At 73.5% G+C, this 26,029-nt stretch carries 26 protein-coding genes; 11 read left to right on the top strand and 15 right to left on the bottom strand.

Going from position 1 to position 26,029, the window contains the following annotated elements:
- Window positions 1-68 precede the first annotated feature (68 nt).
- On the top strand, window positions 69-308 hold the full coding sequence (locus tag ACFQ8C_RS09275; RefSeq protein ID WP_383453903.1) for a hypothetical protein: 240 nt from the start codon (window positions 69-71) through the stop codon (window positions 306-308).
- On the opposite strand, the gene ACFQ8C_RS09270 is transcribed toward ACFQ8C_RS09275, so the two are convergent.
- Complete coding sequence (locus ACFQ8C_RS09270; RefSeq protein ID WP_383453901.1) at window positions 286-1,674, bottom strand: tetratricopeptide repeat protein; 1,389 nt, start codon at window positions 1,672-1,674, stop codon at window positions 286-288. The two genes, ACFQ8C_RS09275 and ACFQ8C_RS09270, sit on opposite strands and share 23 nt — an antisense overlap.
- Before the next feature lie 231 nt (window positions 1,675-1,905).
- On the opposite strand from ACFQ8C_RS09270, the gene ACFQ8C_RS09265 reads away from it, so the two are divergent.
- From ACFQ8C_RS09265 to ACFQ8C_RS09255, 3 genes are all read left to right on the top strand, one after another.
- Window positions 1,906-2,907, top strand: coding sequence for an Lrp/AsnC family transcriptional regulator (locus tag ACFQ8C_RS09265; RefSeq protein ID WP_383453898.1), 1,002 nt, complete (start codon window positions 1,906-1,908; stop codon window positions 2,905-2,907).
- 67 nt (window positions 2,908-2,974) lie between these two features.
- Window positions 2,975-3,274 (top strand): DUF6191 domain-containing protein, encoded by a 300-nt coding sequence (locus tag ACFQ8C_RS09260; RefSeq protein WP_383453895.1) that lies wholly within the window; start codon window positions 2,975-2,977, stop codon window positions 3,272-3,274.
- Between the two features lie 190 nt (window positions 3,275-3,464).
- Window positions 3,465-4,214, top strand: coding sequence for an SURF1 family protein (locus ACFQ8C_RS09255; protein WP_383453893.1), 750 nt, complete (start codon window positions 3,465-3,467; stop codon window positions 4,212-4,214).
- A 77-nt stretch (window positions 4,215-4,291) separates the two neighbouring features.
- Here ACFQ8C_RS09255 and ACFQ8C_RS09250 read toward each other — a convergent pair whose 3' ends face one another.
- The 6 genes from ACFQ8C_RS09250 to ACFQ8C_RS09225 all read right to left on the bottom strand — a co-directional run bounded on the left by ACFQ8C_RS09250 (window position 4,292) and on the right by ACFQ8C_RS09225 (window position 9,771).
- Window positions 4,292-5,569 carry a hypothetical protein gene (locus tag ACFQ8C_RS09250; protein ID WP_383453890.1) on the bottom strand — a complete coding sequence of 426 codons (1,278 nt, stop codon included), beginning with the start codon at window positions 5,567-5,569 and terminating at the stop codon, window positions 4,292-4,294.
- On the bottom strand, window positions 5,566-6,300 hold the full coding sequence (locus ACFQ8C_RS09245; protein WP_383453888.1) for a SigE family RNA polymerase sigma factor: 735 nt from the start codon (window positions 6,298-6,300) through the stop codon (window positions 5,566-5,568). Before ACFQ8C_RS09245 ends, ACFQ8C_RS09250 begins: the two co-directional genes overlap by 4 nt.
- A 358-nt stretch (window positions 6,301-6,658) precedes the next feature.
- On the bottom strand, window positions 6,659-7,927 hold the full coding sequence (locus tag ACFQ8C_RS09240; protein ID WP_383453886.1) for an aspartate kinase: 1,269 nt from the start codon (window positions 7,925-7,927) through the stop codon (window positions 6,659-6,661).
- A gap of 137 nt (window positions 7,928-8,064) precedes the next feature.
- Window positions 8,065-8,721, bottom strand: a complete 657-nt coding sequence (locus tag ACFQ8C_RS09235; protein WP_383453883.1) for a DUF5063 domain-containing protein — start codon at window positions 8,719-8,721, stop codon at window positions 8,065-8,067.
- Between the two features lie 56 nt (window positions 8,722-8,777).
- Window positions 8,778-9,377, bottom strand: a complete 600-nt coding sequence (gene recR / locus ACFQ8C_RS09230) for a recombination mediator RecR (RefSeq protein ID WP_383453881.1) — start codon at window positions 9,375-9,377, stop codon at window positions 8,778-8,780.
- A gap of 58 nt (window positions 9,378-9,435) precedes the next feature.
- The gene (locus tag ACFQ8C_RS09225; RefSeq protein ID WP_383453878.1) at window positions 9,436-9,771 is read right to left on the bottom strand and encodes a YbaB/EbfC family nucleoid-associated protein; all 336 of its coding nucleotides are present in this window, start codon (window positions 9,769-9,771) and stop codon (window positions 9,436-9,438) included.
- Between the two features lie 288 nt (window positions 9,772-10,059).
- Here ACFQ8C_RS09225 and ACFQ8C_RS09220 point away from each other — a divergent pair, with 288 nt between their 5' ends.
- Window positions 10,060-10,764, top strand: coding sequence for an SLATT domain-containing protein (locus ACFQ8C_RS09220; protein WP_383453930.1), 705 nt, complete (start codon window positions 10,060-10,062; stop codon window positions 10,762-10,764).
- 23 nt (window positions 10,765-10,787) lie between these two features.
- On the opposite strand, the gene ACFQ8C_RS09215 is transcribed toward ACFQ8C_RS09220, so the two are convergent.
- The 3 genes from ACFQ8C_RS09215 to ACFQ8C_RS09205 form a co-directional block, all read right to left on the bottom strand.
- Window positions 10,788-11,438: a hypothetical protein gene (locus tag ACFQ8C_RS09215; protein ID WP_383453876.1), complete on the bottom strand. Its 651-nt coding sequence runs from the start codon at window positions 11,436-11,438 to the stop codon at window positions 10,788-10,790.
- A gap of 112 nt (window positions 11,439-11,550) precedes the next feature.
- Window positions 11,551-12,264 (bottom strand): GntR family transcriptional regulator, encoded by a 714-nt coding sequence (locus tag ACFQ8C_RS09210; RefSeq protein ID WP_383453873.1) that lies wholly within the window; start codon window positions 12,262-12,264, stop codon window positions 11,551-11,553.
- 113 nt (window positions 12,265-12,377) lie between these two features.
- The gene (locus tag ACFQ8C_RS09205; protein ID WP_383453871.1) at window positions 12,378-13,742 is read right to left on the bottom strand and encodes an aspartate aminotransferase family protein; all 1,365 of its coding nucleotides are present in this window, start codon (window positions 13,740-13,742) and stop codon (window positions 12,378-12,380) included.
- Between the two features lie 255 nt (window positions 13,743-13,997).
- Between ACFQ8C_RS09205 and ACFQ8C_RS09200 the strand changes: the two genes are divergently transcribed.
- Together ACFQ8C_RS09200 and ACFQ8C_RS09195 are read left to right on the top strand one after the other, a co-directional pair.
- Entirely contained in the window at window positions 13,998-14,591 is a 594-nt protein-coding gene (locus ACFQ8C_RS09200) for a DJ-1/PfpI family protein (RefSeq protein WP_383453870.1), read from the top strand.
- Complete coding sequence (locus ACFQ8C_RS09195) at window positions 14,588-15,055, top strand: MarR family winged helix-turn-helix transcriptional regulator (RefSeq protein WP_383453867.1); 468 nt, start codon at window positions 14,588-14,590, stop codon at window positions 15,053-15,055. The genes ACFQ8C_RS09200 and ACFQ8C_RS09195 overlap by 4 nt, the downstream gene beginning before the upstream one ends.
- 99 nt (window positions 15,056-15,154) lie before the next feature.
- Here the strand turns inward: ACFQ8C_RS09195 and ACFQ8C_RS09190 are convergent, their stop codons facing one another.
- Window positions 15,155-16,039, bottom strand: a complete 885-nt coding sequence (locus tag ACFQ8C_RS09190) for a glycoside hydrolase family 19 protein (RefSeq protein WP_383453864.1) — start codon at window positions 16,037-16,039, stop codon at window positions 15,155-15,157.
- Between the two features lie 146 nt (window positions 16,040-16,185).
- Window positions 16,186-17,127 carry an NADP-dependent oxidoreductase gene (locus ACFQ8C_RS09185; RefSeq protein ID WP_383453863.1) on the bottom strand — a complete coding sequence of 314 codons (942 nt, stop codon included), beginning with the start codon at window positions 17,125-17,127 and terminating at the stop codon, window positions 16,186-16,188.
- A gap of 253 nt (window positions 17,128-17,380) precedes the next feature.
- On the opposite strand from ACFQ8C_RS09185, the gene ACFQ8C_RS09180 reads away from it, so the two are divergent.
- A complete protein-coding gene (locus ACFQ8C_RS09180) occupies window positions 17,381-19,330 on the top strand; it encodes a serine/threonine-protein kinase (protein WP_383453861.1) in 1,950 nt (649 codons plus the stop codon).
- A 71-nt stretch (window positions 19,331-19,401) separates the two neighbouring features.
- Here ACFQ8C_RS09180 and ACFQ8C_RS09175 read toward each other — a convergent pair whose 3' ends face one another.
- Window positions 19,402-20,685 (bottom strand): adenylosuccinate synthase, encoded by a 1,284-nt coding sequence (locus ACFQ8C_RS09175; RefSeq protein ID WP_383453858.1) that lies wholly within the window; start codon window positions 20,683-20,685, stop codon window positions 19,402-19,404.
- 143 nt (window positions 20,686-20,828) lie between these two features.
- On the opposite strand from ACFQ8C_RS09175, the gene ACFQ8C_RS09170 reads away from it, so the two are divergent.
- Window positions 20,829-21,647 carry a diacylglycerol kinase gene (locus tag ACFQ8C_RS09170; RefSeq protein WP_383453855.1) on the top strand — a complete coding sequence of 273 codons (819 nt, stop codon included), beginning with the start codon at window positions 20,829-20,831 and terminating at the stop codon, window positions 21,645-21,647.
- Window positions 21,648-21,756: 109 nt separating this feature from the next.
- On the opposite strand, the gene ACFQ8C_RS09165 is transcribed toward ACFQ8C_RS09170, so the two are convergent.
- Window positions 21,757-22,239 carry a GbsR/MarR family transcriptional regulator gene (locus ACFQ8C_RS09165; protein WP_383453852.1) on the bottom strand — a complete coding sequence of 161 codons (483 nt, stop codon included), beginning with the start codon at window positions 22,237-22,239 and terminating at the stop codon, window positions 21,757-21,759.
- A gap of 102 nt (window positions 22,240-22,341) precedes the next feature.
- Here ACFQ8C_RS09165 and ACFQ8C_RS09160 point away from each other — a divergent pair, with 102 nt between their 5' ends.
- Both ACFQ8C_RS09160 and ACFQ8C_RS09155 read left to right on the top strand, forming a co-directional pair.
- The gene (locus tag ACFQ8C_RS09160) at window positions 22,342-23,241 is read left to right on the top strand and encodes an ATP-binding cassette domain-containing protein (protein WP_383453849.1); all 900 of its coding nucleotides are present in this window, start codon (window positions 22,342-22,344) and stop codon (window positions 23,239-23,241) included.
- Window positions 23,238-24,806 (top strand): ABC transporter permease, encoded by a 1,569-nt coding sequence (locus ACFQ8C_RS09155; protein WP_383453847.1) that lies wholly within the window; start codon window positions 23,238-23,240, stop codon window positions 24,804-24,806. The genes ACFQ8C_RS09160 and ACFQ8C_RS09155 overlap by 4 nt, the downstream gene beginning before the upstream one ends.
- A 20-nt stretch (window positions 24,807-24,826) precedes the next feature.
- Here ACFQ8C_RS09155 and ACFQ8C_RS09150 read toward each other — a convergent pair whose 3' ends face one another.
- Complete coding sequence (locus ACFQ8C_RS09150) at window positions 24,827-26,026, bottom strand: cytochrome P450 (protein WP_383453844.1); 1,200 nt, start codon at window positions 26,024-26,026, stop codon at window positions 24,827-24,829.
- Window positions 26,027-26,029 lie beyond the last annotated feature (3 nt).

The following is a 26,029-nucleotide window of genomic DNA, read 5'->3' as shown; positions in this document are numbered from 1 at the left end:
CGCCCGAGGAGACCGCGGACGAAGCTGTGGACGACTCCTCGGCGGCGCTTCCGTCCACACCCTCGCGGGTGACGACGCCGTTCACCGCTCACGTCACCGAACCCATCACCGAGCTCGTCACCGAGCTCGCCGGAAAGCTCGTCACCGAGCCCGTCGATGAGCCCGTCGGTGAGCCCGTCGATGAGCCCGTCACCGAGCCCGTCGGTGAGCCCGTCACCGAGCCCGTCGATGAGCCCGTCACCGATCCCCGTCGGCGAGCTCGTCAGAAAGCCCGTAGAAAGCCCGTCATCGCTCCCGGGAGAGCATGAACAGGCCTCGCCGCGCGCCCTCTTCGTACGCCTCCTGCAACTCGGGATCGTCGAGGAGCGTCCGCAGCGTCTCGTCGCTGCGGGCCCGGGAGACCGCGCAGTACCGCCCCGGCCGGTAGGAGGTGTCGAAGACGGAGGTGCGCAAGAGGTCGACGGCGCCCAGGAGATGGGCCGCCTGGTCGGGGCGGCCGTCGAGCAGCCGCACCCGGGCGAGGAGTTCGGCCGCGCAGGCCGCGCCCACGGCGGAGCCGAGCCGCAGGTGCTCGCGCAGCGCCCGGCGGGCGTGCTCGGCGGCCCTGGTCCGCTCCCCGTCCCAGGCGAGGAGTTCGGCCCGGGCGTGGTCGGCCCAGGCGTCGGCGAAGAGGTCACGGCCCGCCCAGGTCCGCCGCCCCGCCCCGTCCAGCTCCAGCTGGTCCAGCGCCTCCTGCGCGGCCTCCGGGTCGGTGCGGCTGTAGCAGAGCGCGAGCGCCGCCCAGCAGGCCTCCCGGGTCGGGCCGAAGTCGGGTACGTCCCCGATCTGTGCCAGCGCCTCACGGAACTCGCCCGCCGCCGCCCGGATCCGGCCCTGGTAGAGGGCGATGGCGCCGCGCAGGTGGGCCAGGAGCCCCAGGCAGCGCTCGTCCCCGTCCCGTACGGCGCTCGCCCATGCCTGCACGAGGAGCGGGTCGGCGTCCTCGGGGCGCCCCGACTCCAGCTCCAGGAAGGCGGCCAGCCACAACGCGCGGGCGGACGGCGGGCCCTGGTGCAGCGCCAGGGCGTGCCGCAGCCGGGTCCGCCCCTCGGCGACCCGCCCGCAGGAGACCCACAGGAACCACAGCGAGACCGCGACCTCCAGGGCCGAGCCCGCCTCGTCGCCGGGTGCGAGCGGTGCCGTCGTCGGGTCCATGGCGGCCACCAGGTCCGGGAGTTCGCGCAGCGCCAGGTCCCGGGCGTCCAGCTGCCGGCCCCGCTGCCACCACTCGGCGGCCCGCCGGGCGACCTGTACGCACCACCTGCGGTGGTGCAGGACCACGATCCAGCGATCGCCCCGGGCGGTGAGCCGGCGGGCGCCGACGGCCCGCATCGCGTGCGGCATCCAGTGGCGCGGCCCGCCGTCCTCCCCGTCGAACAGGTCGTCCACCGGCAGCAGCGCCAGCGGCGCCAGCCGGTCGAGCACGGCGCCCAGGTCCGCGGCGGTCAGCGCCCCGTACCCGCAGACCTCCTCCACGGCCCGCAGGTCGAAGGCGCCCTCGAAGACGGAGAGCCGCTCCCAGAGCAGCCGCTCGGCGGGCCCGGCGGCCGCGTACCCCTCCTCGGCTGCGGCGAGTTGGCCGGACCCGACCGGCTCGCCCCACAGCACCTCGTACTCGGGCGGTTCTCCCGCCACTCGCCCCATGGTCGCCATCCCCCGCGCGTCCCCGCTCTCCGGCTGCCGCCCCCGTCGAATGTCGTCACTGTGACTTTTGGCCGTTTTCGTGGCCAAAGGGCGCCGAGGCGGCTTGAATGCATATGCCCTGGTCCACATCCTGGGGTGATCCCGGACCCATGACCAAGGTTTTCCGGGGATCGGCCAAGGAGGAAAATGCGGACCGGGGAATCCGTCCTGGGAGAGGCGGATATGTCACTGATCCACGCACTCCAGATCGTACCCAGAGCGAGCTGGACCCAGCTGTCCACCGTCCTCGGGGCCGGTCCCGACACCCTCGCGCGCCGCTGGGAGCACCTCACCGCCGGCGGCTACGCCTGGACCTCGCTGCTCATCGCCCGGCGCGGCGGCGAGTCCGCGCTGTACGGGTGGGTCGAGCTGGAGTGCACCGCCGACACCGCCGAGGCCATCGCGATCGAGCTGTCCGGCGACCCCCGCACCCTGGGCGTGCACGCGGTGACCGGCGGCGCCGACCTGGTCCTGCTGCTGATCGCGCCGGACCTGCCCGCCCTCGACGCGTACGTCACCGGCCGGGTGCGCCGGCTGCCCGGCGTGCTGCGGGCCCGCACCCAGGTCGTCACGCGGATGCACAACCGCCCCTACCGCGCCCGGCTGGAGCAGCTCACCCCCGCGCAGGCCCGGCTCCTCACCGAGGTCGGCGCCCTGGAGCGGCGGGAGGGGCCACGCGCGCGTGTCGCCGCCCAGGCCCCCCAGGTGACGGACCTGGACCGGCGGCTCGTCGCGGAGCTGGCCGGCGACGCCCGCCGGAGCGCCGCCGAGCTGGCCCGGCAGTGCGGCACGAGCGAGTCGACGGTACGGCGCAGGCTGGACGTCCTGGTGGCGGGCGGCGCGCTCCACCACCACTGCCAGCCGGCGCCCCGCTTCTCCGGGCGCCCGGTGTGGGCCATGGTGACGGCGCAGGTGGCGCCGCAGGACGAGGCGGCGACGGTGGCGGCGCTGACCCGGGTGCGGCGCACCCAGGTGATCACCTCGGTGACCGGGCCGCACAACCTGGCGCTGGCGATGTGGCTGGGATCGGTCGAGGAGCTGCACGAGATCACGGCGGGGCTCGTCCGGGCCGCGCCGGCGCTGCGGATCACGGGGACGGCGGTCAGCCTGCGCACGTACAAGATCGGGGCGCAGGTGCTGGGTCCCGACGGCCGCCGCATGCACCACGTCCGCCCGGAGGCGTAGGCCCACCCTCCCACCCGCCCGTCCCGTCCCTTCCGGGGCCGCGGGGTGACGTGGTCTCCTGGGGGGCATGGAGTTCGCCGTGTTCGTGACGCTTCCGGGGCTGGTCATCCTGTTGACGGTGATCGCCTTCGCCGACCAGTTCCTGCGCATGACGGGTCGCGGGAAGCGGCGGGGCACGGTCTCCTCGACCGGTTTCGAGCAGCTGCACGCCACCTTCTCGCCCGGGAAGCAGAGCGAGCTGAAGGAGCGCCGGAGCGCCCTGCTGCTCCGTGACGACGAGGAGGACGGCGCACCGCCGCACCGGACGACGGTGGACCTCACGGGCGGACGGGCGGTGATCCGGCTCCGGCCGGACACCCGCGGCTGACCCCTGTCCTTCGGGCGGGAGGCCGGACTCGTGGCGTGATCCGGGAGGCAGGGGGCCAGGGGGGGACGGGCGGAGGGGACAGGGGGACGGGGCCGGGAGCGCGGGCAGGGCCGGCGGCGCGGACAGGGCCGGGGCCCGGGGCCGGGCCCTCCTGAAGGGAGCGCGGGCCCGCCCCCGTACCGTGGGGGGCGTGTACCGGTTCCTGAGGACCCCCCGCTGGTGGGGGATCAATCTCTTCGTCCTGCTGGCCATCCCGTTCTGCGTCTTCATGGGGACCTGGCAGCTGGGCAAGTTCGAGGATCGCGTCGACTCCCACCAGGAGGCCGAGCGGAAGCCCGCCGCGAGCCCGCGGGGGGCCGAGCCGCTGGCGTCGCTGCTGCCGGTGGACAAGGAGACCTCGGGCCTCGCCACGGAGGCGCGGGGACGGTACGGGGAGCAGTTCCTGGTGCCGGACCGCGAGCTGGACGGGCGGTCCGGCTCGTACGTGCTGACGCTGTTGCGGACCGACGCGGGGCGGTCGCTGCCGGTCGTCCGGGGCTGGCTGCCCGCGGGGGCGCAGGCCCCGGCGCCGCCGTCCGGCGAGGTGACGGTCGTGGGCGCGCTCCAGGCCTCGGAGAACCAGGGCACGAAGGGCGTGCGGGCGGCGGGCGGGCTGCCCGAGGGGCAGCTCGGCATGATCAGCGCGGCCTCGCTGGTGAACGTCGTCGAGGACGACGTGTACGACGCCTGGGTCACCCTCGCCGACTCGCCCGCCGGGCTCACGCCGGTGCCGGCGGCCGCGGCGGCGGGCACGGGCCTGGACGCCAAGGCCTTCCAGAACCTCGGCTACACCGCCGAGTGGTTCGTCTTCGCCGGCTTCGTGGTCTTCATGTGGTTCCGGCTGCTGCGCCGGGAGGCGGAGGCGGCCCGGGACGAGGCGCTGGGCCTGGCGGACCACTGACGGGGCCGTGCGGCACGTACGGCGAAGGGGCCGGGGGGAAAGTCCTCCCCCGGCCCCTTCGGCGTCCGTGCGGGCTCTCAGCCCTTGAACATCCCCGTCCGGTAGACCGTGCCGGCGCAGGCGCCTTCGAGGACCGTGGTGACGGTCGGGTCGCCGGGCTCCGCGGTGTAGCTGACGGAGACGCTGCCCTGGGCCGGTTCGGCGCGCAGCAGCTGGGTGGTCAGGCCGGAGTCCGTGCCGGTGCCCGTGCCCGTTCCGCCGCCGGCCTCGGCACCGCCGGCGTCGGCGCCTTCGCCGCCGCCGGTGGCGGTGGGCGTCGGCTCGGTCGGGACCTGGGTGGGCTCGGTCGGCGTGGGCGTCGGCTCGGTGGGGACCTGGGTGGGCTCGGTCGGCGTCGGGGTGGCGCCGCCGCCGTCGGTCGAGCAGCTCTCGGACGGCACCCAGGCGAACTTCAGCTGGTACGAGCCGCCCGGCTTGAGCACCACCGAGGAGGACTCCGTGGAGGGGTCGGGGAGGCCGGACGCCGGGTCGCCGCTGGTGTGCCGGACGACGCCGATCCGGTTCGGGTCCACGTCGCCGCTCGCCGCGACGCCGACCAGGCCGGACCCTTCGAGCCGGCAGGTCGCGCCGGAGCCGTTGACGACGGTGAAGCCGCCGTAGAAGACACCGGTGGAGTCGGGGCCGCTGTTGTAGCCGCCGCCCGACTGAAGCGCCCCGGAGCCGCAGATCGGCACGGAGCCGGAGCCCGAGCCGGAGCCGGAGCCGGAGCCCGCGCCGGAACCGGACCCGGTCCGGCTGCCCTTGGGGTCGGGCTTGGCCTCGCCCTTGTCGGTGGCGCCCTGGGTGGGGCCGGTGGTGGACGAGACCTTGACGGAGGGCGCCTTGGTGGCGGCGGGGTCGTCGCCCTCGGCCTCGGCGCCGGTGCCGCCCTGGGCCTGCTCGCCGTGGCCGGCGAGGGCCGGGTTGGCGGTGGTGAGCCCCGGGGAGCCGGCGACGTGGATGAAGGCGGGGACGGCGGTGCCGAGGAGGACCACCGCGGCGGCGGCGCCGACGAGCGCCTGCCGCTTGCGGGCGCGGCGGGCGGGGACGGCGCGGCGCAGGTGGTCGAGGGACGCGGTGGACGGTTCGAGGCCCGAGACGGCGCCGTGGAACAGCCGGCGCAGCGCGAGCTCGTCCTCCCCCTCGTCCTCGCCGGGGCCGGGCTCGAAGTCCATCATCAGTCGTCCACTCAGCTCGTCACGTCCGACGCGTGCCTGTCCGGCGTCGCGTCCGCTGCGTTCGTCGGGGTCGTGGCGCTCCTCGCCCTCACCGCGCTCGTCGGGCTCCTCCCGCGTCACGTCGTCCTCGCGGCTCATGCCTTGGCCTCCATGACGACGCGGAGGGCGGCGATGCCCCGGGAACCGTACGCCTTGACGGAGCCGAGCGAGATCCCGAGGGTCTCGGCGACCTGGGCCTCCGTCATGTCGGCGAAGTAGCGCAGGACGAGGACCTCGCGCTGGCGGCGCTGGAGGCCCTTCATCGCCTTGATGAGGTCGTCGCGCTCCAGCTGGTCGTACGCCCCCTCCTCGGCGCTGGCCATGTCCGGCATCGGCTTGGACAGCAGCTTGAGGCCGAGGATGCGGCGGCGCAGCGCGGACCGGGAGAGGTTGACCACGGTCTGGCGCAGGTAGGCGAGGGTCTTCTCGGGGTCGCGGACGCGCCGGCGGGCCGAGTGGACGCGGATGAAGGCCTCCTGGACGACGTCCTCGCAGGAGGCGGTGTCGTCGAGCAGGAGGGCGGCGAGACCGAGGAGCGACCGGTAGTGGGCGCGGTAGGTCTCGGTGAGGTGGTCGACGGTGGTGCCGGTGCCGGTGACGGCGCTGTCGGCAGCCTTGCGCGGCGTGGGGATGCCGCTGACTCTCGCGCGGGATTCGGTGGTCACGGCGGTGGTCACCGGAGGGCCGTCGTGCGGGCGCGGACGCCCGAGCGGACGGACCGCGGTGCCACGGCCGGGCGCGCCGACGGCGCCGGGGCTCCACAGGGGGAGCACGGCCGTGCGGACCCCGCGGAGCGGGGAGAGCGCGGGAATGTCGAGTACGTCTGCCACGCCTGTTTGACTCGTGTTCCCCCGGAATGGTTGTACGCCTGCACCGCGTTTCTCAGCGGTGAGTTGATTGTCCTCATGCGTAACCGTTCTCCCCCATTGCCCCGTTCCATCGCGTGCCCGCGCCACGTTCGTGGGTGAACGCGGAGACGCGCCCCGCCCAACTACTAGTTGCAGCAAGGGGGAAGAGCATCGTCCGACACTGCATCACCGCAGTTCAAGGGGGTGCCGCCGCCGATTTGCTCACAGGATGTTCACAGATCCCGTGGAGCCACCGCAATCGGATGCGACGCCGCGCCCGGCCGCTGGGGTGCGGCCGGGCGCGGTGGGCGGGTCGGGCCGGACGGATCCGGCGGCCGGGTCAGCGCCCGGTGCCGCCGTAGACGACCGCCTCGTCCGAGTCGCTGTCCAGACCGAAGGCGGTGTGGACGGCGCGGACGGCCTCGTTGACGTCGTCGGCGCGGGTGACGACCGAGATGCGGATCTCGGAGGTCGAGATGAGCTCGATGTTGACGCCCGCGTCGGACAGGGCGCGGAAGAAGTCCGCGGTGACGCCCGGGTTGGTCTTCATGCCGGCGCCGACGAGGGAGATCTTGCCGATCTGGTCGTCGTAGCGGAGCGACTCGAAGCCGATGGTGCCCTTCGCCTTCTCCAGGGCGTCGATGGCCTTGCGGCCCTCGGCCTTGGGGAGGGTGAAGGAGATGTCGGTGAGCCCCGTGGAGGCCGCCGACACGTTCTGCACGATCATGTCGATGTTGATCTCGGCGTCCGCGACGGCCCGGAAGATGGCCGCGGCCTCGCCCGGCTTGTCCGGCACCCCGACGACGGTGATCTTCGCCTCGGAGGTGTCGTGGGCGACACCGGAGATGATGGCCTGCTCCACCTTGTCCCCTGTCGGTTCGTTGCTGACCCACGTGCCCTGGAGTCCGGAGAAGGACGAGCGGACGTGGATCGGGATGTTGTAGCGGCGTGCGTACTCGACGCAGCGGTGCAGCAGCACCTTGGAGCCGGAGGCGGCGAGCTCCAGCATGTCCTCGAAGGAGATCCAGTCGATCTTCTTCGCCTTCTTCACCACGCGCGGGTCGGCGGTGAAGACGCCGTCGACGTCGGTGTAGATCTCGCAGACCTCGGCGTCGAGCGCGGCGGCGAGCGCCACGGCCGTGGTGTCGGAGCCGCCGCGGCCCAGCGTGGTGATGTCCTTCTTGTCCTGGGACACACCCTGGAAGCCGGCGACGATGGCGATGTTGCCCTCGTCGAGGGCGGTGCGGATCCGGCCCGGCGTGACATCGATGATGCGCGCCTTGTTGTGGACCGAGTCGGTGATGACACCCGCCTGGCTTCCGGTGAACGACTGGGCCTCGTGGCCCAGGTTTTTGATCGCCATCGCCAGCAGGGCCATGGAGATCCGCTCTCCGGCGGTCAGCAGCATGTCGAACTCACGTCCGGCAGGCATCGGAGACACCTGCTCGGCGAGATCGATCAGCTCGTCCGTCGTGTCGCCCATCGCGGAAACCACGACGACCACCTGGTGGCCGTTCTTCTTGGCTTCCACGATCCGCTTGGCGACGCGCTTGATGCCCTCGGCATCGGCAACGGAGGAGCCTCCGTACTTCTGCACGACAAGGCCCACGTGCGCTCCTCGCTCGGTCGGTGCCGCAGCCCGTGCTGCGGTCGGCTCAGTCTAACGAGGGACCGAAAAACGCCGACCTGCTATCACATCCTGAGACACGATGCTCACGAAGTGATCACATGGGTATCCGAAGAGGCCTAGAGCCCCTTCATTCCCAGCGGCCCCGCGATCTCCTGGACCATCACCCGGCCCGCCTCCTCCGCCAGGTCGTCCTCTGTCAGATCCTCGTCCGTGTCCAGGCCGTCGAGGGCGGCCAGGGGCTGGTCGAGACGGACGTGGGCGACCAGCGACTGGAGGGCGCGGAGGGTGGCCGAGGCCGTGGGGCCCCAGTTGGAGAAGTACGAGAACTGCCACCACCAGAGCGCCTCGGAGGTGCGGCCCGCGCGGTAGTGGGCGAGGCCGTGGCGGAGGTCCGCGACGATGTCCGCCAGGTTGTCCGAGATACGGGCCGGGACCGGGGCCTTGCGGGGCTCGTACGGGTCGAAGACCTCGGAGAAGACGTCCACCGGGTCCAGCATCGCCGCGAACCGCTCGCGCAGGTCGTCCACGTCCGGCTCCGGGCCCGTGTCCGGCTCGTACCGCTCGTCCGGAAGGATGTCCTCGTGCGCGCCGAGACGGCCGCCGGCGAGCAGCAGCTGGGAGATCTCCAGGAGCAGGAAGGGCACCGCGCTGTCCGGCTCGTCACCCTTGGCGACCTCGGTCGTGGCGACGATGAAGCTCTCTACCGAGTCGGCGATCTGGACCGCGAAGTCGTCGGGGTTCTGCGTGATGGAGTGCAGCGTGGGGTCAGACATCGAGGAGCCTCCCTGAGAGCTCACCGGCACCGGCCCGGTCCTCCCGCGCCCGGTCGTCATACATCTAGCAGCCTCCGCCCCTCGAAGGCACGGCCGAGCGTCACCTCGTCGGCGTACTCCAGGTCGCCGCCGACCGGAAGGCCGCTCGCCAGCCGGGTGACCCTCAGCCCCATCGGCTTGATCATCCGCGCCAGGTAGGTGGCCGTGGCCTCGCCTTCCAGGTTGGGATCGGTCGCCAGGATCAGTTCGGTGACCGAGCCGTCCGCGAGGCGGGTGAGCAGCTCCCGGATCCGCAGGTCGTCCGGACCGACGCCCTCGATCGGGCTGATCGCGCCGCCGAGGACGTGGTACCGCCCCCGGAACTCGCGGGTCCGCTCGATCGCGACGACGTCCTTCGGCTCCTCGACCACGCAGATCACGGTCTGGTCCCGGCGCGGATCGCGGCAGATGTTGCACAGCTCCTGCTGCGCCACGTTCCCGCAGACCGCGCAGAACCGGACCTTCTCCTTGACCTCCAGGAGCGCGTGGGCGAGCCGGCGCACGTCCGTCGGCTCGGCCTGGAGGACGTGGAAGGCGATCCGCTGCGCGCTCTTGGGACCGACGCCGGGCAGCCTGCCCAGCTCGTCGATCAGGTCCTGGACCACGCCTTCGTACAACGGAACGCCCTTTCCGGGTGTGCTCTTGCCTTCTTACGGTAGTGGCTGGAAGTGCTCGCTAGAAGCCCAGGCCCGGCATTCCGCCCAGACCCTGTGCCAGCGGGCCCAGCTTGGTCTGCTGGAGCTGCTGCGCGTTGTCGTTCGCGGCCTGCACCGCGGCGACCACGAGATCCGCCAGGGTCTCCGTGTCCTCCGGGTCGACCGCCTTCGGGTCGATGACCAGGGCGCGCAGCTCGCCGGAGCCGGTCACGGTGGCCCTCACCAGGCCGCCGCCCGCCTGGCCCTCGACCTCGGTCGCGGCGAGCTCCTGCTGGGCGCGGGCGAGGTCCTGCTGCATCTTCTGCGCCTGCTGGAAGATCTGCTGCATGTTGGGCTGGCCGCCACCGGGGATCACGGTCACTCCTCGTGGTTGAAAGTCGCCCGGTCACGTCTGGTACCGGTGTTCCGAGCCTACGTGGTCATGGACCGCCCTGCCGCGACAACTCTTTCGAGTGAGAAACTGCGGGCTCCTCTACCTGATCAACACCCTCTTGCAGGCGGAAATCCCGCGATTCCGGGCCCATCGCCCACCATTCGGCGGTAGGAAGGGCAGGCACCACGTGCACCGCACGTCACAGAAGGACACGAGCGACACGAACGCTGGGCTGAACAGAGGAGTCCCCCGGTGAGCCACCAGCCGGAGATGCAGCCGCCGGGGCAGCCCGGGGAAGACGTCCACGGAGATCTGACGGGGAAGCCCTTCCCCCTGGGCGACTGGGGCGAGCCCGCGGAGCGCCTCGACGAGCTCTACCGGTGGGTGGAGGCAGGCGCCCTGCGCACCGCCGAGTGGTACCTCTCGGACCGGGTCTGGAAGCGCCGCTGCGCCCGCGGGCTGCGGGTCGGCACGGCGCTGGGCGTGATCGCCGGGGCCGCGCTGCCGCTGCTCGACCTGACCGGGGTCGCCGAGGGCACGGCCGGCTGGGGCTACCTCTCGCTGCTGCTCGGCGCCGCCTGCATGGCCTGCGACCGGTACTTCGGGCTGACCTCCGGCTGGATAAGGGACGTGGCGACGGCCCAGGCGGTGCAGCGCCGCCTCCAGGCCCTCCAGTTCGACTGGGCCTCGGAGAGCGTGCGGGAGGTGCTCGGGCCGACGGAGGGGACCGCCAGCGAGGCCGCCGAGCGGTGTCTCGGGGTGCTGCGGCGCTTCTCGGAGGACGTCACGGAGCTGGTCCGGGCGGAGACCGCGGACTGGATGGTCGAGTTCCGCTCGGGCCCGGCGCCGCTGGCGCTCCAGTCGGTCGGGGTCATGCCGGCCCGGCCGGAGGCGGCACATCCGTCCGGCCGCTTCCCGCTGCCGCCGGGCACCCGGCCGAACATGCCGCGCCAGCGGCCCCCGGAGGCCCGCTGAGGCCTCCGGGACGGCCGGCGGGCTTAGCTGAGCATGATCATCGAGCCCTGGGCGAGGCTGCGGGTCGCCGCCGCGTGCAGTCCGAGCCAGACGTGCCGCTCGCGGGCGAAGGGGCCGCCGTCGTACGGGATCGGGGCGGCGGGTTCCTCCAGCTCGGTGGGGCGGGCGGGCGGGGCCGGGGCGGCCGGCGGGTTCGCCGGGTCGATGCCGAGGGCCGGGGCGACGAACTCCAGTTCCCGCAGCAGTCCGTAGGAGGAGCCGAGCGGGCCGCCGCCCTCCAGCAGCTCGTCGCTGGAGAGCGGGACCGGGAAGTCGACCGGCACGTAGGAGCCCGCGTGGTCGTAGTGCCAGACCAGGTGGGACTGCTGGGCGGTCGCCTCGAACATCTCCAGGAGCTGTTCGTAGTCCCCGCCGAGCTCGCCCACCGGCTCGACCGGCAGACCGCAGATCGCCAGCAGATAGGCCCGGCGCAGGAAGTGCAGGGCCTCGTAGTCGAAGCCGGCGACCGGGGCGACGTCGCCGGAGAGTCCGGGCATGTACGCGTACACGGGCACGGTCGGCAGGCCGGAGGCGCTCAGCACCGCGTCGTAGGCGGCGAGGTCTTCGGCGAAGGGGTTGTCGGGGCTGTGGCACAGCACGTCGACGAGGGGGACCAGCCACAGGTCACAGGCCAAGGGAGGCTCGCTCTCCGTCAGTTCCGGGGAGGGCCAGGGTAGTCGGCGGCGCCGACGACGCCCACCCGTGGGAGGCCTGCCCCGGGAAGGGGGGCCTCAACCCGGCGGCGGGTCACCGGCTGAGCCGGGCCTCCAGGCGGTCGGCCCATTCCAGGGAGTGGGCGTTGTAGGCGCGTACGACGGCGATGGCGGCCTCGGCGTCGCCGCGGGTCACGGCGTCGACCAGCTCCACGTGGCCGGACCAGAGCCAGCCGTGGAGTTCGCGCTCGGCCCGCAGATGGGGCACGGAGAAGACCCAGGCCTGCACGCGGAGGCGGTGCAGGAAGTCGGCGATGTGGTCGTTGCGGGCGACGAGCCGGGCCAGCTCGCGCCAGTAGCGCAGGTCGTAGCCGATGAGGACGTCCAGGTCGCCGGCGCGGGCGGCGCGGACGGCGGCCTCGCCGCGGCGGCGGATCGACACCAGGACGACCCCGATGCCCGGGTCGGGCTCGGGGAGGGTGGCCAGGGCCCGGGGGGTGTGGCGGCGGAAGACGCCGTCGACGACGAGCATCCGGGCCTCGACCATCTGCCGGTAGTCGGCCACCGAGAAGCGGTGGACGCGGAAACCGCGGTGCTGGTCGGAGTCGAGCAGGCCCTGGCCGCAGAGGTCGACGAGGGCCTCGCGGACGGGGGTGGCGGAGACGCCGTACTGCTCGGCGATCTGCTTGACGGTGAATTCCTGGCCCGGCCGGAGACGCCCCGCGAGGACCTCGTCACGGAGCGCGTCCGCGATCTGTCGGCTGAGGGTGCTGCGGGTGACGGCGCTGTTCGCGGACGTGCCGGGCATGCGGGTGGGGCCCCCTCCATGAGGTTCCGGAAGACTCTAGTCCAGACCTGGTCCCTCGGGAGGAGGCCCTCGTCACACGGGGTGACGCCGGCCGGGCCGTCGGCGGGCGACGGTCAGACCGTGTGCTCGTCGGCGACCGTGAGGGCCGCGTCCAGGGCCGCCAGGCCCTCCTTGGCCTCGTCGTCGGAGACGTTGCAGGCGGGGACGGCGTGGGTGCGGTTCATGTTGACGAAGGGCCACAGGCCGTTCTTCTTCGCCGCGGCGCCGAAGGCGGCCATCGGGGCGTTGGCCTCGCCGGCCGCGTTGTACGGGACGAGCGGCTCGCGCGTCTCCTTGTTCCTGACCAGGTCGAGCGCCCAGAAGACGCCCATGCCGCGGACCTCGCCGACCGACGGGTGGCGCTCGGCGAGCTCGCGCAGGCCGGGGCCGAGGACCTGCTCGCCGATACGGGCGGCGTTCTCGACGACCTTCTCGTCCTCCATCACCTGGATGGTGGCGACGGCGGCGGCGCAGGCCAGCGGGTGGCCGGAGTAGGTGAGGCCGCCCGGGTAGGGGCGGGTCTCGAAGGTGGCGGCGATCTTCTCGCTGATGGCGACGCCGCCGAGCGGCACGTAGCCGGAGTTGACGCCCTTGGCGAAGGTCAGCAGGTCGGGGACGACGTCGAAGTGCTCGGCGGCGAACCACTTGCCGGTGCGGCCGAAGCCGGCCATGACCTCGTCGAGGACGAAGACGATGCCGTACTTGTCGCAGATCTCGCGGACGCCGGTGAGGTAGCCGGGCGGCGGGGTCATGATGCCGGCGGTGCCGGGGACGGTCTCCAGGATGATCGCGGCGATGGTGCCGGGACCCTCGAAGGCGATGGTGTCCTCCAGGTGCGCGAGGGCGCGCTCGCACTCCTGCTGCTCGGTCTCCGCGTAGAACGGCGAGCGGTAGAGGAAGGGCGCCCAGAAGCGGACCACGCCGGCCGAGCCGGTGTCGGAGGCCCAGCGGCGGGGGTCGCCGGTGAGGTTGATCGCGGTGGAGGTGGCGCCGTGGTACGAGCGGAAGGCGGAGAGCACCTTGTGGCGGCCGGTGTGCAGCCGGGCCATCCGGACGGCGTTCTCGACGGCCTCCGCGCCGCCGTTGGTGAAGAAGATCTTGTCCAGGTCGCCGGGGGTGCGCTCGGCGATGAGGCGCGCGGCCTCGGAGCGGACGTCGACGGCGAAGGCGGGCGCGAAGGTCGCGAGCTTCCCGGCCTGCTCCTGGATGGCGGCGACCACCTTGGGGTGCTGGTAGCCGATGTTGGTGTAGACGAGGCCGCTGGTGAAGTCGAGGTAGCGGTTGCCGTCGTAGTCCCAGAAGTACGAACCCTCCGCGCCGGCCACGGCGAGCGGGTCGATCAGGCCCTGGGCGGACCAGGAGTGGAAGACGTGCGCGCGGTCCGCGGCCTTGACGGCGGCACCGGCCTGGGGGTCGGGTTCGATGACATGAGGGGTCATGCACCGAAGGGTAAGGAACCGCAGGTGGGGCGGCCATCACCATCTTGTCCACCGAGAACGCGCCGGACACGACACTGTGCTCTGCCCGGCGGGCGGCTGCGGATTTCGTCGCACCGCTCGGACGGGGCCCGGACAGGGCTCGGACGCGACTCGGGCGGCGCTCGGGCGGGGCTCGGACGCGGCTCGGGCGGGGCTCGGATGCTGCTCGGGCGGCGTTTCATTGACAGTATGCTGTCGCCATGACAGTCTGCTGTCATGACCTCGAAGACCGTTCACCTCGCCGTGTACGACACCCTCGCCGACTGGGAGACGGGGCACGCCACCGCGTGGCTCGCCCGGGCCGGGTTCACCGTCCGGACCGTGGGCGCCGACCCCGGAAAGCCGGTCACCACGATCGCCGGGATCCGGATCCTGCCCGACCTCGCGCTGGACGAGCTGCGCCCCGAGGACAGCGCCCTGCTGATCCTTCCCGGGGCCGAGAAGTACGACGAGGGCGACGAGCTCGCCCCCTTCACCGCCGCCGCCCGGAGCTTCCTGGACGCCGGGGTGCCGGTCGCCGCCATCTGCGGCGCCACCGCCGGGCTCGCCCGGGAGGGGCTGCTCGACGACCGGGCGCACACCAGCGCCGCGCCCTTCTACCTCGCCGCCACCGGGTACGCGGGCGCGGAGCGGTACGTGGAGGCCGACGCCGTCACCGACGGGGACCTCGTCACCGCCGGGCCGACCGAGCCGGTCGCCTTCGCCCGCGAGATCTTCGCCCGGCTCGGCGCGTACGAGGGGCGGCGGGACGCCTGGTTCCGGCTCTTCCACGACTCCGACCTGGCGGCGTTCGCCGAGCTGAACGGATGAGCCGCCGCACCGAGCAGGACGCCCTGAGCCGGACCGCCCTCGGCGTCTTCCGGCTCAACGGGCAGTTCCTCTCCGTCGCGGAGAAGCTGGCCGAGCCCGCCGGGCTGACCGCCGCGTGGTGGCAGGTGCTCGGGGCGGTGCTCCCCGAACCGCTGCCGGTGGCGGGGATCGCCCGGGTCATGGGCATCACCCGGCAGAGCGTCCAGCGGATCGCCGACCTGCTCGTCCGCGACGGCCTCGCCGCCTACGCCCCCAACCCGGCGCACCGCCGCGCCAAGCTGCTCGCCCCCACGGACGCCGGCCGCGCGGCGATCGCCCGCATCGACCCGGGCCACGCGGAGCTGGCCGCCCGCCTGACCGCCGCGCTGGGCGGTCCGGCCGCCTTCGAGGAGACGGTACGGGTCCTCGACCGGCTCTCGGCGGCGCTGGAGGAGGTCGAGGCGGGGACGGAGCGGGAGGGGTGACCGGCGGGGCGCGACCGGCCGCCCGGCCTCCTCGGCTCGCTCATGCCCGCGCTCGCCCCGACCGGGTGGTCGGGGCGAGCCGAGGAGGGCCGTGCGGGATCAGCAGGACAGGTTCGCGCCGGTCGGGACGCCGAGGATCTGGGTGAACTGCTGGTACTTGGTGACGCGGCTCTGGACCTGGGCGGGGTTGCCGCCGTTGCACTCCAGGGAGCCGTTGATGGAGCGGATGGTCTCGCCGAAGCCGGCGCCGTTGACCATGGCGTTGTGGGCGGTCATGGTGCCGGGGCCGTTCTGGGTGTTCCAGTACCAGAGGCCGGTCATCATGGCGACGTCCGGCTCGCGCTCGACGCGCCAGGGGTTGTTCAGGAGGTCGATGCCGAGGGCGTCGCCGGCGGCCTTGTAGTTGAAGTTCCAGGAGAGCTGGATCGGGCCGCGGCCGTAGTAGGCGGCCTGGCCGGCGGGGCAGCCGTAGGGCTGGTTCGCGTCGCAGTAGTGGGGGTAGTTGGCGGTGTTCTGCTCGACGATGTAGTAGAGGCCGCCGGTCTCGTGGGAGACGTTGGCGAGGAAGGCCGCGGCCTCCTGCTTCTTCACGGTGTCGCTGCCGGTGCCGGCGAAGGCCGGGTACTTCTTGGTGGCGGCGACCAGACCCGCGTACGTGTAGAAGGGGTTCCGGTTCGGGAACATCTGGTTGAACTGGGCCTCGGTGACGACGAATCCGGAGGGGTCGGGGGTGCCGCCCCCGCCGCCCGTGCCGCAGCCGCCCTCGTCGCGCCAGACGTCGCTGGAGCCGGGACGCTCGTTCTGCGTCCACCACTTCGCGTACCAGTTGTGGCCGTTGTAGGAGGCGGTCATGCCGCCGGTGTAGACCTGGCCCGAACTCCAGGCGGTGACGCAGGCGGGGGCCGCGCCGGCGGTGGCGGGGAGCAGGACCGCGAGCCCGACTGCCGTACAGAGGGCGGCGATCAGGGCGAGAAGACGTCGCATGCGCTGTCGTCCTTCCGGTGGGGGGAAGGCCAGCGAAGCGGCACTGGTCTGTACCTGTCAAGGTCTAGACCAGAATCCGCCCCCTGGGACGGAGGTCACCAGGGGGCGAGGGGAAGATGATTGACGTGGCGTCAGGTCGGGTTCGCTCAGATCATCAGGACGATGCGGCCCGGCCGGTGGCCCGCCTCGGCGCGCCGGTGGGCTTCCGCCGCCGACTCCAGCGGCAGCACGTCGGCCACCCGGGTCGCGAGGCCGCCCGCGCCGACCAGTTCGAGCAGCTCCTTCAGGCGCGCCGCGTCCGGGCGGCCCTCGACCACGTCCACGCGGACGCCCCGCTCGGCCACCGGCACCCGCTCGGCGGAGGCGGAGACGAACACCCCGCCGTCCTTGAGGGCCGGCAGCAGCGGATCGGCGATCAGGGCCGCGTCGAAGATCCCGTCCACCCGGTCCGGCGCGAAGCCGAGCACCCCGGTGATCACGTCCTCGGGCGCCCCGCGCGGCACCATGCCGTCGGCGTGGAGGAGCCGCAGCTCGTGCGCGTCGTCGGCGTCGCCGAGGGCGATCGCCCGGTGGCCCGCCCGCGCCGCCAGCTGCACCGCGAACCGGCCCACCACCCCGCTCGCGCCGGTGATCAGGAGCGTCGAGCCCTCCGGCAGCGCCATCAGGTCCAGCGCCTGCGCGGCGGTCAGCGCGGAGAGCGGCAGCGAGGCCGCCGCCGTGAAGTCCACCTCGTCCGGGATCGGGGCCAGCCACCCGGGCTCCACCAGGATCGTCTCCGCGTACGTCCCCTCCCCGGTCCCCTCCGCCACCCAGGGCACGAAACCGGCCACCCGGGTGCCCACGGCGAGGCCCGGGGCCGGATCGAGCAGGTTGCCCGCGAAGTCGTAGCCGAGCACGAAGGGCGGGGCCAGCGCGCCGAGCGCGGCGGCGAACCGGCCGGAGCGGATCTTGAGGTCCGCCTGGTTGACCCCGGCGGCCTTGAGCCTCACCCGGACCCGCCCCGGGGCGTCGGCGGGATCCGGCTCGGGACGGCGCACCGATCTGAGGACCTCGGGTCCGCCGTAGGCGCTCACTTCGACGACACGCATGGGGTTCCTCCTCCGGAAGGGCCCCCTCACGGCCATTACATCCACGCTCCTCCGGCCCGGGCAACCCCGGCCGGGCCACCCGGACGACCCCGCCCCCGGCCCCCCTCGGGCCGGGCCCGAGGAGCCCCTCGGGCCCGGCCGGACGAGCCCCCGCGCACCCGGCGGGGGTGCGGATCCACGGGGGCGGCCGACACCGGACCGTGACCCGGAGCGTGCCCCGGCCCCTCCGCCCGGTCTGGCATCCTCTTGCCACGTGGAGCCATTGAACGCGGAAGACCCGGTCAGCATCGGCCCGTTCCGTATCGTCGGCCGGCTCGGGGTCGGCGGCATGGGCCGGGTGTTCCTCGCGCGTTCGGCCGGCGGGCGGACCGTCGCCGTGAAGGTGGTGCACGCCGAACTGGCCGCCCAGGAGGAGTTCCGGCGCCGCTTCGCCCGTGAGGTCGAGGCGCTCGAACGGGTCGGCGGCACCGGCACCGCGCCCGTCCTCGGCTCCGACACCACCGCCGCCTCCCCGTGGGTGGCCATCGGGTACGTGCCCGGGCCCTCGCTGCGGACCGTCGTCGGCGACGAGTACGGGCCGCTGCCGTCCGCGACCGTCCGCGCCCTGGGCTCCGGCCTCGGCCGGGCCCTCGACCACATCCACCGGGCCGGGCTCGTCCACCGCGACCTCAAGCCGTCCAACGTGCTGCTGACCGTCGACGGCCCCCGGATCATCGACTTCGGCATCGCCCGGGCCGTCGACACCGTCACCGACGGCGGCCTCACCAGCACCGGCGCCGTCGTCGGCTCCCCCGGCTTCATGTCGCCCGAGCAGGTGCGCGGCGAGAAGCTGGGCCCGTCCTCCGACGTCTTCTGCCTGGGCTCGGTCCTCGCCTACGCGGCGACCGGCCGCTCCCCCTTCGGCACCTCCGACAGCGGCGTCCACGCGCTGATGTTCCGGATCGCCCACGACGACCCGGACCTGACGGACGTGGCGCCCGAACTGACCGGGCTGATCCGGGCCTGCCTCGCCAAGGACCCGGCGCAGCGGCCGACGGCGGCCGAGATCGCCGAGACGCTGCCGGTCTCCGATCCCTGGCTGCCCGCCGACGTCCTCGCCCGCCTCGGCCGGCACGCGGCCCGGCTCCTGGAGGCGGAGAGCGCGGAGGGCGCCGAGGGCCCTCACGGGACGGAGCGCGCCCCGGAGCGTACGGCGGGCGGTGCGGCGGCCGGTGACCGGACGGGGCCGACGGGGGTGACCGGCCCGACGGGCCCGGCGTCCGGCCCGCCCGCTCCCGGCCCCGGCCCGGAGCCGCGTCCCCGCTCCCGCCGCCGGGTCCTGACCGCCGCGCTCACGACCGTCGCCGTCGCGGCCGCGGCGGGCGTCGGCTACGCCCTCTGGCCGCTGGGCGGCCCCGGCGACGCCCCCGGCGGCGACGGCAAGGGCACCGCCTCCGGCTCGTCCTCCTCCTCCGCCTCCTCCGGACCCGCCGGGGCCGTGCCCGCCGCCTTCCTGGGCGCCTGGGAGGGCGTCCTCCAGGGCACCGGGGAGCACCCGCGCGAGACCGTCCGGATCGAGCTCGGGCAGGGCGCGCCCGGCGCCAAGACCGCCGTCTACACCCACGTCGGCGACGGCCGGCTGTGCATGGGCCGCTCACGGCTCGTCTCCGCCGACGAGGACAAGGTCGTCCTCGGCGAGTCCGACGTGACCACCAGCGTGCCCGCCCGGCGGTGCATGGCGGCCGCCCACCAGACCCTCACCCTGCGCTCCCCCGAGGTCCTCGAATGGACGTCGGGCGCCGCGCGGACCACCTTCCACAAGGCCCGCACCGGCTCGGAGATCCTGCCCGCGAAGTACCTGGGCCGCTGGAAGATGGACCCCCTGGTCGAGGGCCCCGAGGCGGGCCGCTACACCGACGAGGTGACGATCGCCCAGGGCGCGGTCGGCTCGGCCGTCTTCCGCTCGCTGAGCGTCTACCCGCGCATGGACGAGCAGGGCAACACGCTGTCCGACGCGGTCAACTGCACCTGGACGGCGATCCTGGCGGGCACCACGCCCCCGTACGTCATCGGGCCCATGGCCCTGGAACCCGGCGCGGACGCGGAGTGCGTCCGCGACGACCTCGGCAGCTACCTGGTGCTGACGACGTACAAGGGCAAGGAGATCCTCCAGGTCTACCCGATGGTGGACACCGAGCCGGCCGAGTACCACCGGGAGGACTGACGTCCTCCCGGCCCGGCGGAAGCACGAAGGGCCCGCGCCCCTCACGGGACGCGGGCCCTTCGGCGTGCCGCCTACAGGAAGGAGTTGATCTCGATCGTCTCGGTGCGGCCGGGGCCGACGCCGATGGCGGAGATCGGGGCGCCGGACATCTCCTCCAGCGCCTTGACGTAGGCCTGCGCGTTCTTCGGGAGGTCGGCGAAGGTCTTGGCCTTCGTGATGTCCTCCGACCAGCCGGGCAGGGTCTCGTAGATCGGCTTCGCGTGGTGGAAGTCGGTCTGCGAGTACGGGAGCTCCTCGACGCGCTTGCCGTCGATCTCGTACGCGACGCAGACCGGGATCTCCTCCCAGCCGGTCAGCACGTCCAGCTTGGTGAGGAAGAAGTCGGTCAGGCCGTTGACGCGGGTGGCGTAGCGGGCGATGACCGCGTCGAACCAGCCGCAGCGGCGGTCACGGCCGGTGGTGACGCCACGCTCGCCGCCGATGCGGCGCAGGGCCTCGCCGTCCGCGTCGAAGAGCTCGGTCGGGAACGGGCCGGCGCCGACGCGGGTCGTGTACGCCTTGAGGATGCCGATGACCCGGTTGATCTTCGTCGGGCCCACGCCGGCGCCGGTGCAGGCGCCGCCGGCGGTCGGGTTCGAGGAGGTGACGAAGGGGTACGTGCCGTGGTCCACGTCCAGGAGGGTGCCCTGGCCGCCCTCGAAGAGGACGACCTTGCCCTCGTCGATGGCGTTGTTGAGGATCAGCGTGGTGTCGGCGACGTACGGGCGGAGCTGCTCCGCGTACTGGAGCATCTCCTCCACGATCCGGCCGGACTCGATGGCGCGGCGGTTGAAGACCTTGGCGAGGAGCTGGTTCTTCTGCTCCAGGGCGGCCTCGACCTTCTGCTCCAGGATCGACTCGTCGTAGAGGTCCTGGACCCGGATGCCGGTGCGGTTGATCTTGTCGGCGTAGGTGGGGCCGATGCCGCGACCCGTGGTGCCGATCTTGCGCTTGCCGAGGAACCGTTCCGTCACCTTGTCGAGGGTGACGTTGTACGGGGTGATCAGATGGGCGTTGCCGCTGATCAGGAGCTTCGACGTGTCGACGCCGCGGTCGTTCAGTCCGCTCAGCTCGGAGAGCAGGACCGCCGGGTCGACGACCACACCGTTTCCGATCACCGGGGTGCACCCCGGGGAGAGGATTCCGGAAGGGAGGAGGTGGAGCGCGTACTTCTGGTCGCCGACGACGACCGTGTGGCCGGCATTGTTGCCGCCCTGGTAACGCACCACGTAGTCCACGGATCCACCGAGCAGGTCGGTGGCCTTTCCCTTGCCCTCGTCACCCCACTGAGCACCGAGCAGCACAAGTGCGGGCACAGGCGTACACCCCTTCCGGGCGGGGCATGTCCAAGGTCAGGGGGCGTACGCCGCCTCACCGGTGTGCCCCGGAATAGACGAAGCCCCTGGCGCAATAGCGCAAGGGGCTCTTGCACAAAGATGCTACCCGAGGAAGGACCGAGGTGTCGGATCACGACCAGCTGCTGGTCATCGTCGACCCGGTCGCCCGCCGAAGTGACGGCGAGTCCGTGCGGATCGCGAAGGATGTCCTGTTCGCGGGCGCGGAGGCGAAGATCTGCCTGCCGGACTCCCCCGAGGAATTCTCCCGCGCCCTGTCCCGGCGCGGCTCCCGGCGCCCCGTCGTCCTCGGCGACGACCGGGCGCTGCTGCGCGCGGTGACGCTGCTCCACCGGGACCGGGCGCCGCTCTCGCTCGTCCCGATCGGCCCGCCGGACGCCCTGGAGGTCGCGTACGGCTTCGGCGTGCCGCACGGCGCGGTGGCGGCGGCCCGGACGGTCCTGGACGGGGCCGTACGGAGCCTGGACCTGCTGGTGGACGACAGCGACGGGGTGGTCCTGGGCGATCTGCGGGTCCCCGCCGTGCCCGTCCCCGCCGCCGGCACGGCCCCCTCTGTCTGGGGCACCTGCCGCTCCCTGGTCCGCACCCTGGTGCGGCCGGCGCCGCCGTTCCCCGGCGTCCTGGTCCACCGGCTGCGGGTGGAGGCGGACGGGGTGCTGCTCGCGGACGTGGACGCGCCGGTGACGGCGGTGACGGCCCGCCCGGCGGACACCGGCGACGGCACGGCGGAGGTGACCGTCCACCCGGCCGGCCCCGCCACCGCGCCGCGCCGCGCCGTCGCCGGCACCCTCACGGTCTCCGGCCCGGACTTCCGCTACCGCGCCGACGGCCGCGTCGCGGGCCCGGTCCGCCGCCGCACCTGGACGGTCCGGGCCGGGGGGTGGGGGCTGACGCTGCCCCGGGAGCCGACGCCACCGGTCTGACCCGCTCCACCGGTCCGGCCCGCCCCACGGGTCCGACCGCTCCACGGGTCCGACCGCCCCACCAGGCCCGCGCCGGAAGCCGGGGCCGCTCAGGGCCGAGGGCGGGGGCTCAGGACTGGGCCTCGCGGCTCGCCTTCCGCTCCTTCCAGCGGTCCATCATCGAGATCATCTCCTCCTGGAGGAAGGCGAAGAAGTCGGCGGTCTCGGCGGTGCGGGCGCCGGCCGCCGTGGCCGGGCCGAGGGTGTCGGCGCCGTCGCGCAGGACCTTCTCCCAGCGGATCAGGACCTGGTCGCGGCGGGTGAAGGTCTCGTACCAGATCTCGTTGTGGAGCACGTACCGCTCGCGGCGGGTGCCCGGTTCGCGCTCGCGGGCGACCATGCCGACCTGGGTGAGGTAGCGGATCGCGCCGGAGACGGCGGCGGGGCTGATCACGAGCTGTTCGGCGAGCTCCGCCGAGGTCAGCGAGGCGGTCTCGGAGGCGAGCAGCGCGGCGAAGACGCGGGCGGCCATGCGCTGCATCCCGGCCTCGGTCAGTTCGGCGGCGAAGCGCTCCACGAACCGGGACACCGCTTCCTCTTCACTCCTGGTCATGGCGTCATCGTCTCCCTCGCTCGCGCGCCTCCGCGCCTCCGTACCGACTTTATATGCTTCCTTAACTTCACAAGTTTGTGAAATGAGCGTACGTTCCGAAGCATGACGAACGCTCTCGCCGTCACCGGACTCCACAAGTCCTTCGGCCGCACCCACGCCCTCGACGGACTCGACCTCACCGTCGCCACCGGCGAGGTCCACGGCTTCCTCGGCCCCAACGGCGCCGGGAAGTCCACCACCATCCGCGTCCTCCTCGGGCTGCTGCGCGCCGACGCCGGCACCGTCCGGCTGCTCGACGGAGACCCCTGGGCCGACGCGGTCGCCCTCCACCGGCGGCTCGCGTACGTCCCCGGCGACGTCACCCTCTGGCGCAACCTCTCCGGCGGCGAGGTCATCGACCTGTACGGGCGGCTGCGCGGCACCGGCCTCGACCGGGCCCGCCGCGCCGAGCTCGTCGAACGCTTCGAGCTCGACCCCACCAAGAAGGGCCGCACCTACTCCAAGGGCAACCGGCAGAAGGTCGCCCTCGTCGCCGCCTTCGCCTCCGACGCCGAACTCCTCGTCCTCGACGAGCCCACCAGCGGCCTCGACCCGCTGATGGAGGAGGTCTTCCAGGACTGCGTCCGCGAGGCCCGCGACCGGGGCCGGACCGTCCTGCTCTCCAGCCACATCCTCAGCGAGGTCGAGACCCTCTGCGACCGGGTCAGCATCGTCCGCAAGGGCCGCACCGTGGAATCGGGTTCGCTCGCGCAGCTGCGCCACCTGACCCGCACCAGCGTCACCGCCGAACTCGCCGGGCCGCCCGAGGGGCTCGACCGGCTCACCGGCGTCCACGACCTGCGCGTCGAGGACCGCAAGGTCCGCCTCCAGGTCGACACCGACAAGCTCGACCCCGTCCTCGCCGCGCTCCTCGCCGCCGGCGTCCGCACCCTCACCAGCACCCCGCCCACCCTGGAGGAGCTCTTCCTCCGCCACTACGCGGACACCGAGGTGGCGTCATGACCGCCCTCGCCGGCACCGGCACCCTCACCCGGCTCGCGCTCCGCCGCGACCGGCTGACCCTCCCCCTCTGGGCCCTGGTCACCGGCGGCCTCGTCGCCTCCGGCCCCGGCTCCCTCGAAGGGCTCTACGGAACGGCCGACGCGCGCGCCGAGCTCGCCGCGTCCATGACCGCCAACAGCTCCCTGCGCTCCCTCTACGGGCCGGTCTTCTCCGACTCCCTCGGCGGGCTCGTCGCCTGGCGCTTCGGCACCTTCGCCGCCGTCCTCGCGGCCGTCGCGAGCCTGATCGTCGTCGTACGGCACACCCGCGAGGAGGAGGAGACGGGCCGCCAGGAACTGCTCTCCGCCGGGGCGGTGGGCCGCCGCGCGCCGCTCACCTCGGCGCTCCTCGCCGCGCTGACGCTCAACGCCGCGACCGCCCTCCTGATCGTCGCCGGACTCGCCGGCCAGGGCCTCGCCGGAGCGCTCGCCCTCGCCCTCGCCGTCGGCGGCACCGGCATGGTCTTCGCGACCGTCGCCGCGCTCGCCGCGCAGCTCACCGAGAGCGCCCGGCTCGCGAAGGGCATCGCGGGCGGCGTCCTCGGCCTCGCGTTCGTCCTGCGGGCGGCGGGCGACTCCACAGACGCCACCGGAGGCTCCCTCCTCACCTGGCTCTCCCCCGTCGGCTGGGCCGAGAACGTCCGCGCCTACGGCGACGAGCGGTGGTGGGTGCCGGCCCTGATCGCCGGAGCCGTGCTCGTCCAGACGGTCCTCGCGTACGGGCTCGCCGCGCGGCGCGACGTCGGCGCGTCCTTCCTCGCCACCCGGCCCGGACCCGCCGCCGGCCGGCTCGCCTCCGCCGGGGCGCTCGCCCTGCGGCTCCAGCGCGGCGCGCTGACCGGCTGGGGACTCGGCTTCCTCCTCGGCGGGCTCGTCTTCGGCGGCATGGCCGAAGGCGCGGCGGAACTCGTCGGCGACAACGAGAAGGCACGGGAGATCTTCGAGCGGATGGGCGGCCAGGCCGCCCTCACCGACGCCTTCCTCGCCACGATGGTCTCCCTCTTCGGGATGCTCGCCGCGCTGTACGCGGTCGGAGCGGTGCTCCGGGCCCACGGCGAGGAGACCTCCGGCCGCGCGGAGCCGCTGCTCGCGGGCTCCCTCGGACGGATCCGCTGGGCCGCGGGGCACCTCGCCTTCGCCTACGCCGGATCCGCGCTGATCCTCGCCCTGAGCGGCCTGGGCCTCGCCCTGTCGTACGGCCACGGCCTCGGCCCGATCCTGGGAGCCTCGCTCGCCCAGCTGCCGGCCGTCTGGACCCTCGCGGGGGTCGCCGTCCTCCTCTGGGGCGCGGTGCCCCGGGCGGCGGGGGCGGGGTGGGGCGTGGCGGGCCTGTGCCTGGCGCTCGGCTGGATCGGCCCCGCGCTGGACCTCCCGCGGGCGGTCCTCGACATCTCCCCGTACGCCCACCTCCCCAAGCTCCCGGGCGGCGACCCGTCCTGGCCCCCGCTGCTGCTCCTCGGCGCCCTCGCCGTGGCCCTCACGGCCGCCGGCCTGACGGCCCTGCGCCACCGCGACCTCCAGTCCTGACCGCTGCGGGGCCGTGGGGGTCAGAGTTCCACGGGGAGGGTGGTCAGGCCTCGGATGATGTAGCCGGGGGTGCGCGTGGGGGGCGCGGCGAGGCGGAGGGCGGGGGCCTGCCGGCGGAGCTCCTCGAAGACCGCGGTCAGTTCGAGGCGGGCCAGCGGCGCGCCGAGGCAGTAGTGGACGCCCGCGCCGAACGTGACGTGGGGGTTGTCCGCGCGGGTGAGGTCGAGGGTGTCCGCCGTGGGGCCGAAGCGCGCCGGGTCCCGGTTGGCGGAGCCGAGGAGGAGCGCGACCTCCGAGCCGCGGGGGATCGGCGTCCCGCCGACCTCGATGTCGTCGAGGACCCAGCGCTCGAACATCTGGAGCGGCGTGTCGTAGCGGAGGAGTTCGTCCACAGCTGTGGACGAGTTCCCGGGGGTGAGGGACGCCCAGGCATCGTGACGCAGCAGCGTCCACACGCCGCCCGCCGTCACGTTGACGGTCGCCTCGTGCCCCGCGTTCAGCAGCAGCACGCACGTGGAGACCATCTCCTGCTCGGTCAGCTCCTCCACCCCGATCAGCGCCGAGATCAGGTCGTCGCCGGGCTCGGTCCGCCGCCGGGCGATCAGCTCCCGCAGGTAGTCGGAGAACTCGATCGAGGCGCGGACGGCGGCCCGGGCCGTCTCCTCCGTGGGGTTCAGCTCGAACATCCCGCAGATCGCCGCCGACCAGGGCCGCAGCATGGCCCGCTCCTCGTCCGTCTCCGGGACGCCCAGCATCGCGGCGATGACGGCGACCGGCAGCGGTTCGGCGACCGTCGCCTGGAGGTCGCCGCCGCCGGCCGCGACCAGCTCGGCCACCAGGCCGGCCGCCAGCTCCCGTACGGTCGGCGCCAGCCGCTCCACCGTCCTCGGGGTGAACGCCTTCGAGACCAGCCGCCGGATCCGGGTGTGGTCGGCGCCCTCCAGGTCGAGCAGCCCGTGGTCGTTGAGGGTGTGGAAGGGCTCGTACCGGGGGTCCGGCGCCTCCCTCCCGAACTCCTCGTGGGTGAAGCGGTGGGTGTACGTACGGCCCAGGCGCCGGTCCCGCAGCAGCGCCGACACGTCCTCGTGGTGCGGGATCAGCCACTGCCCGGTCCGCCCGTACCAGTGGGCCCGGCCTCCCTCCCGCAGCTCCGCGTACGCGGGGTAGGGATCGGCGACGAACTCCGGGGACCAGGGGTCGAAGGCGGCGACGGCGTCCATGCC

It is taken from the genome of Streptomyces sp. NPDC056503, assembly GCF_042794995.1.
Classification (GTDB): Bacteria; Actinomycetota; Actinomycetes; order Streptomycetales; family Streptomycetaceae; genus Streptomyces.
The sequence above is the reverse complement of the archived record's forward strand: the minus strand, read 5'-3'. Positions and strand labels throughout refer to the sequence as shown.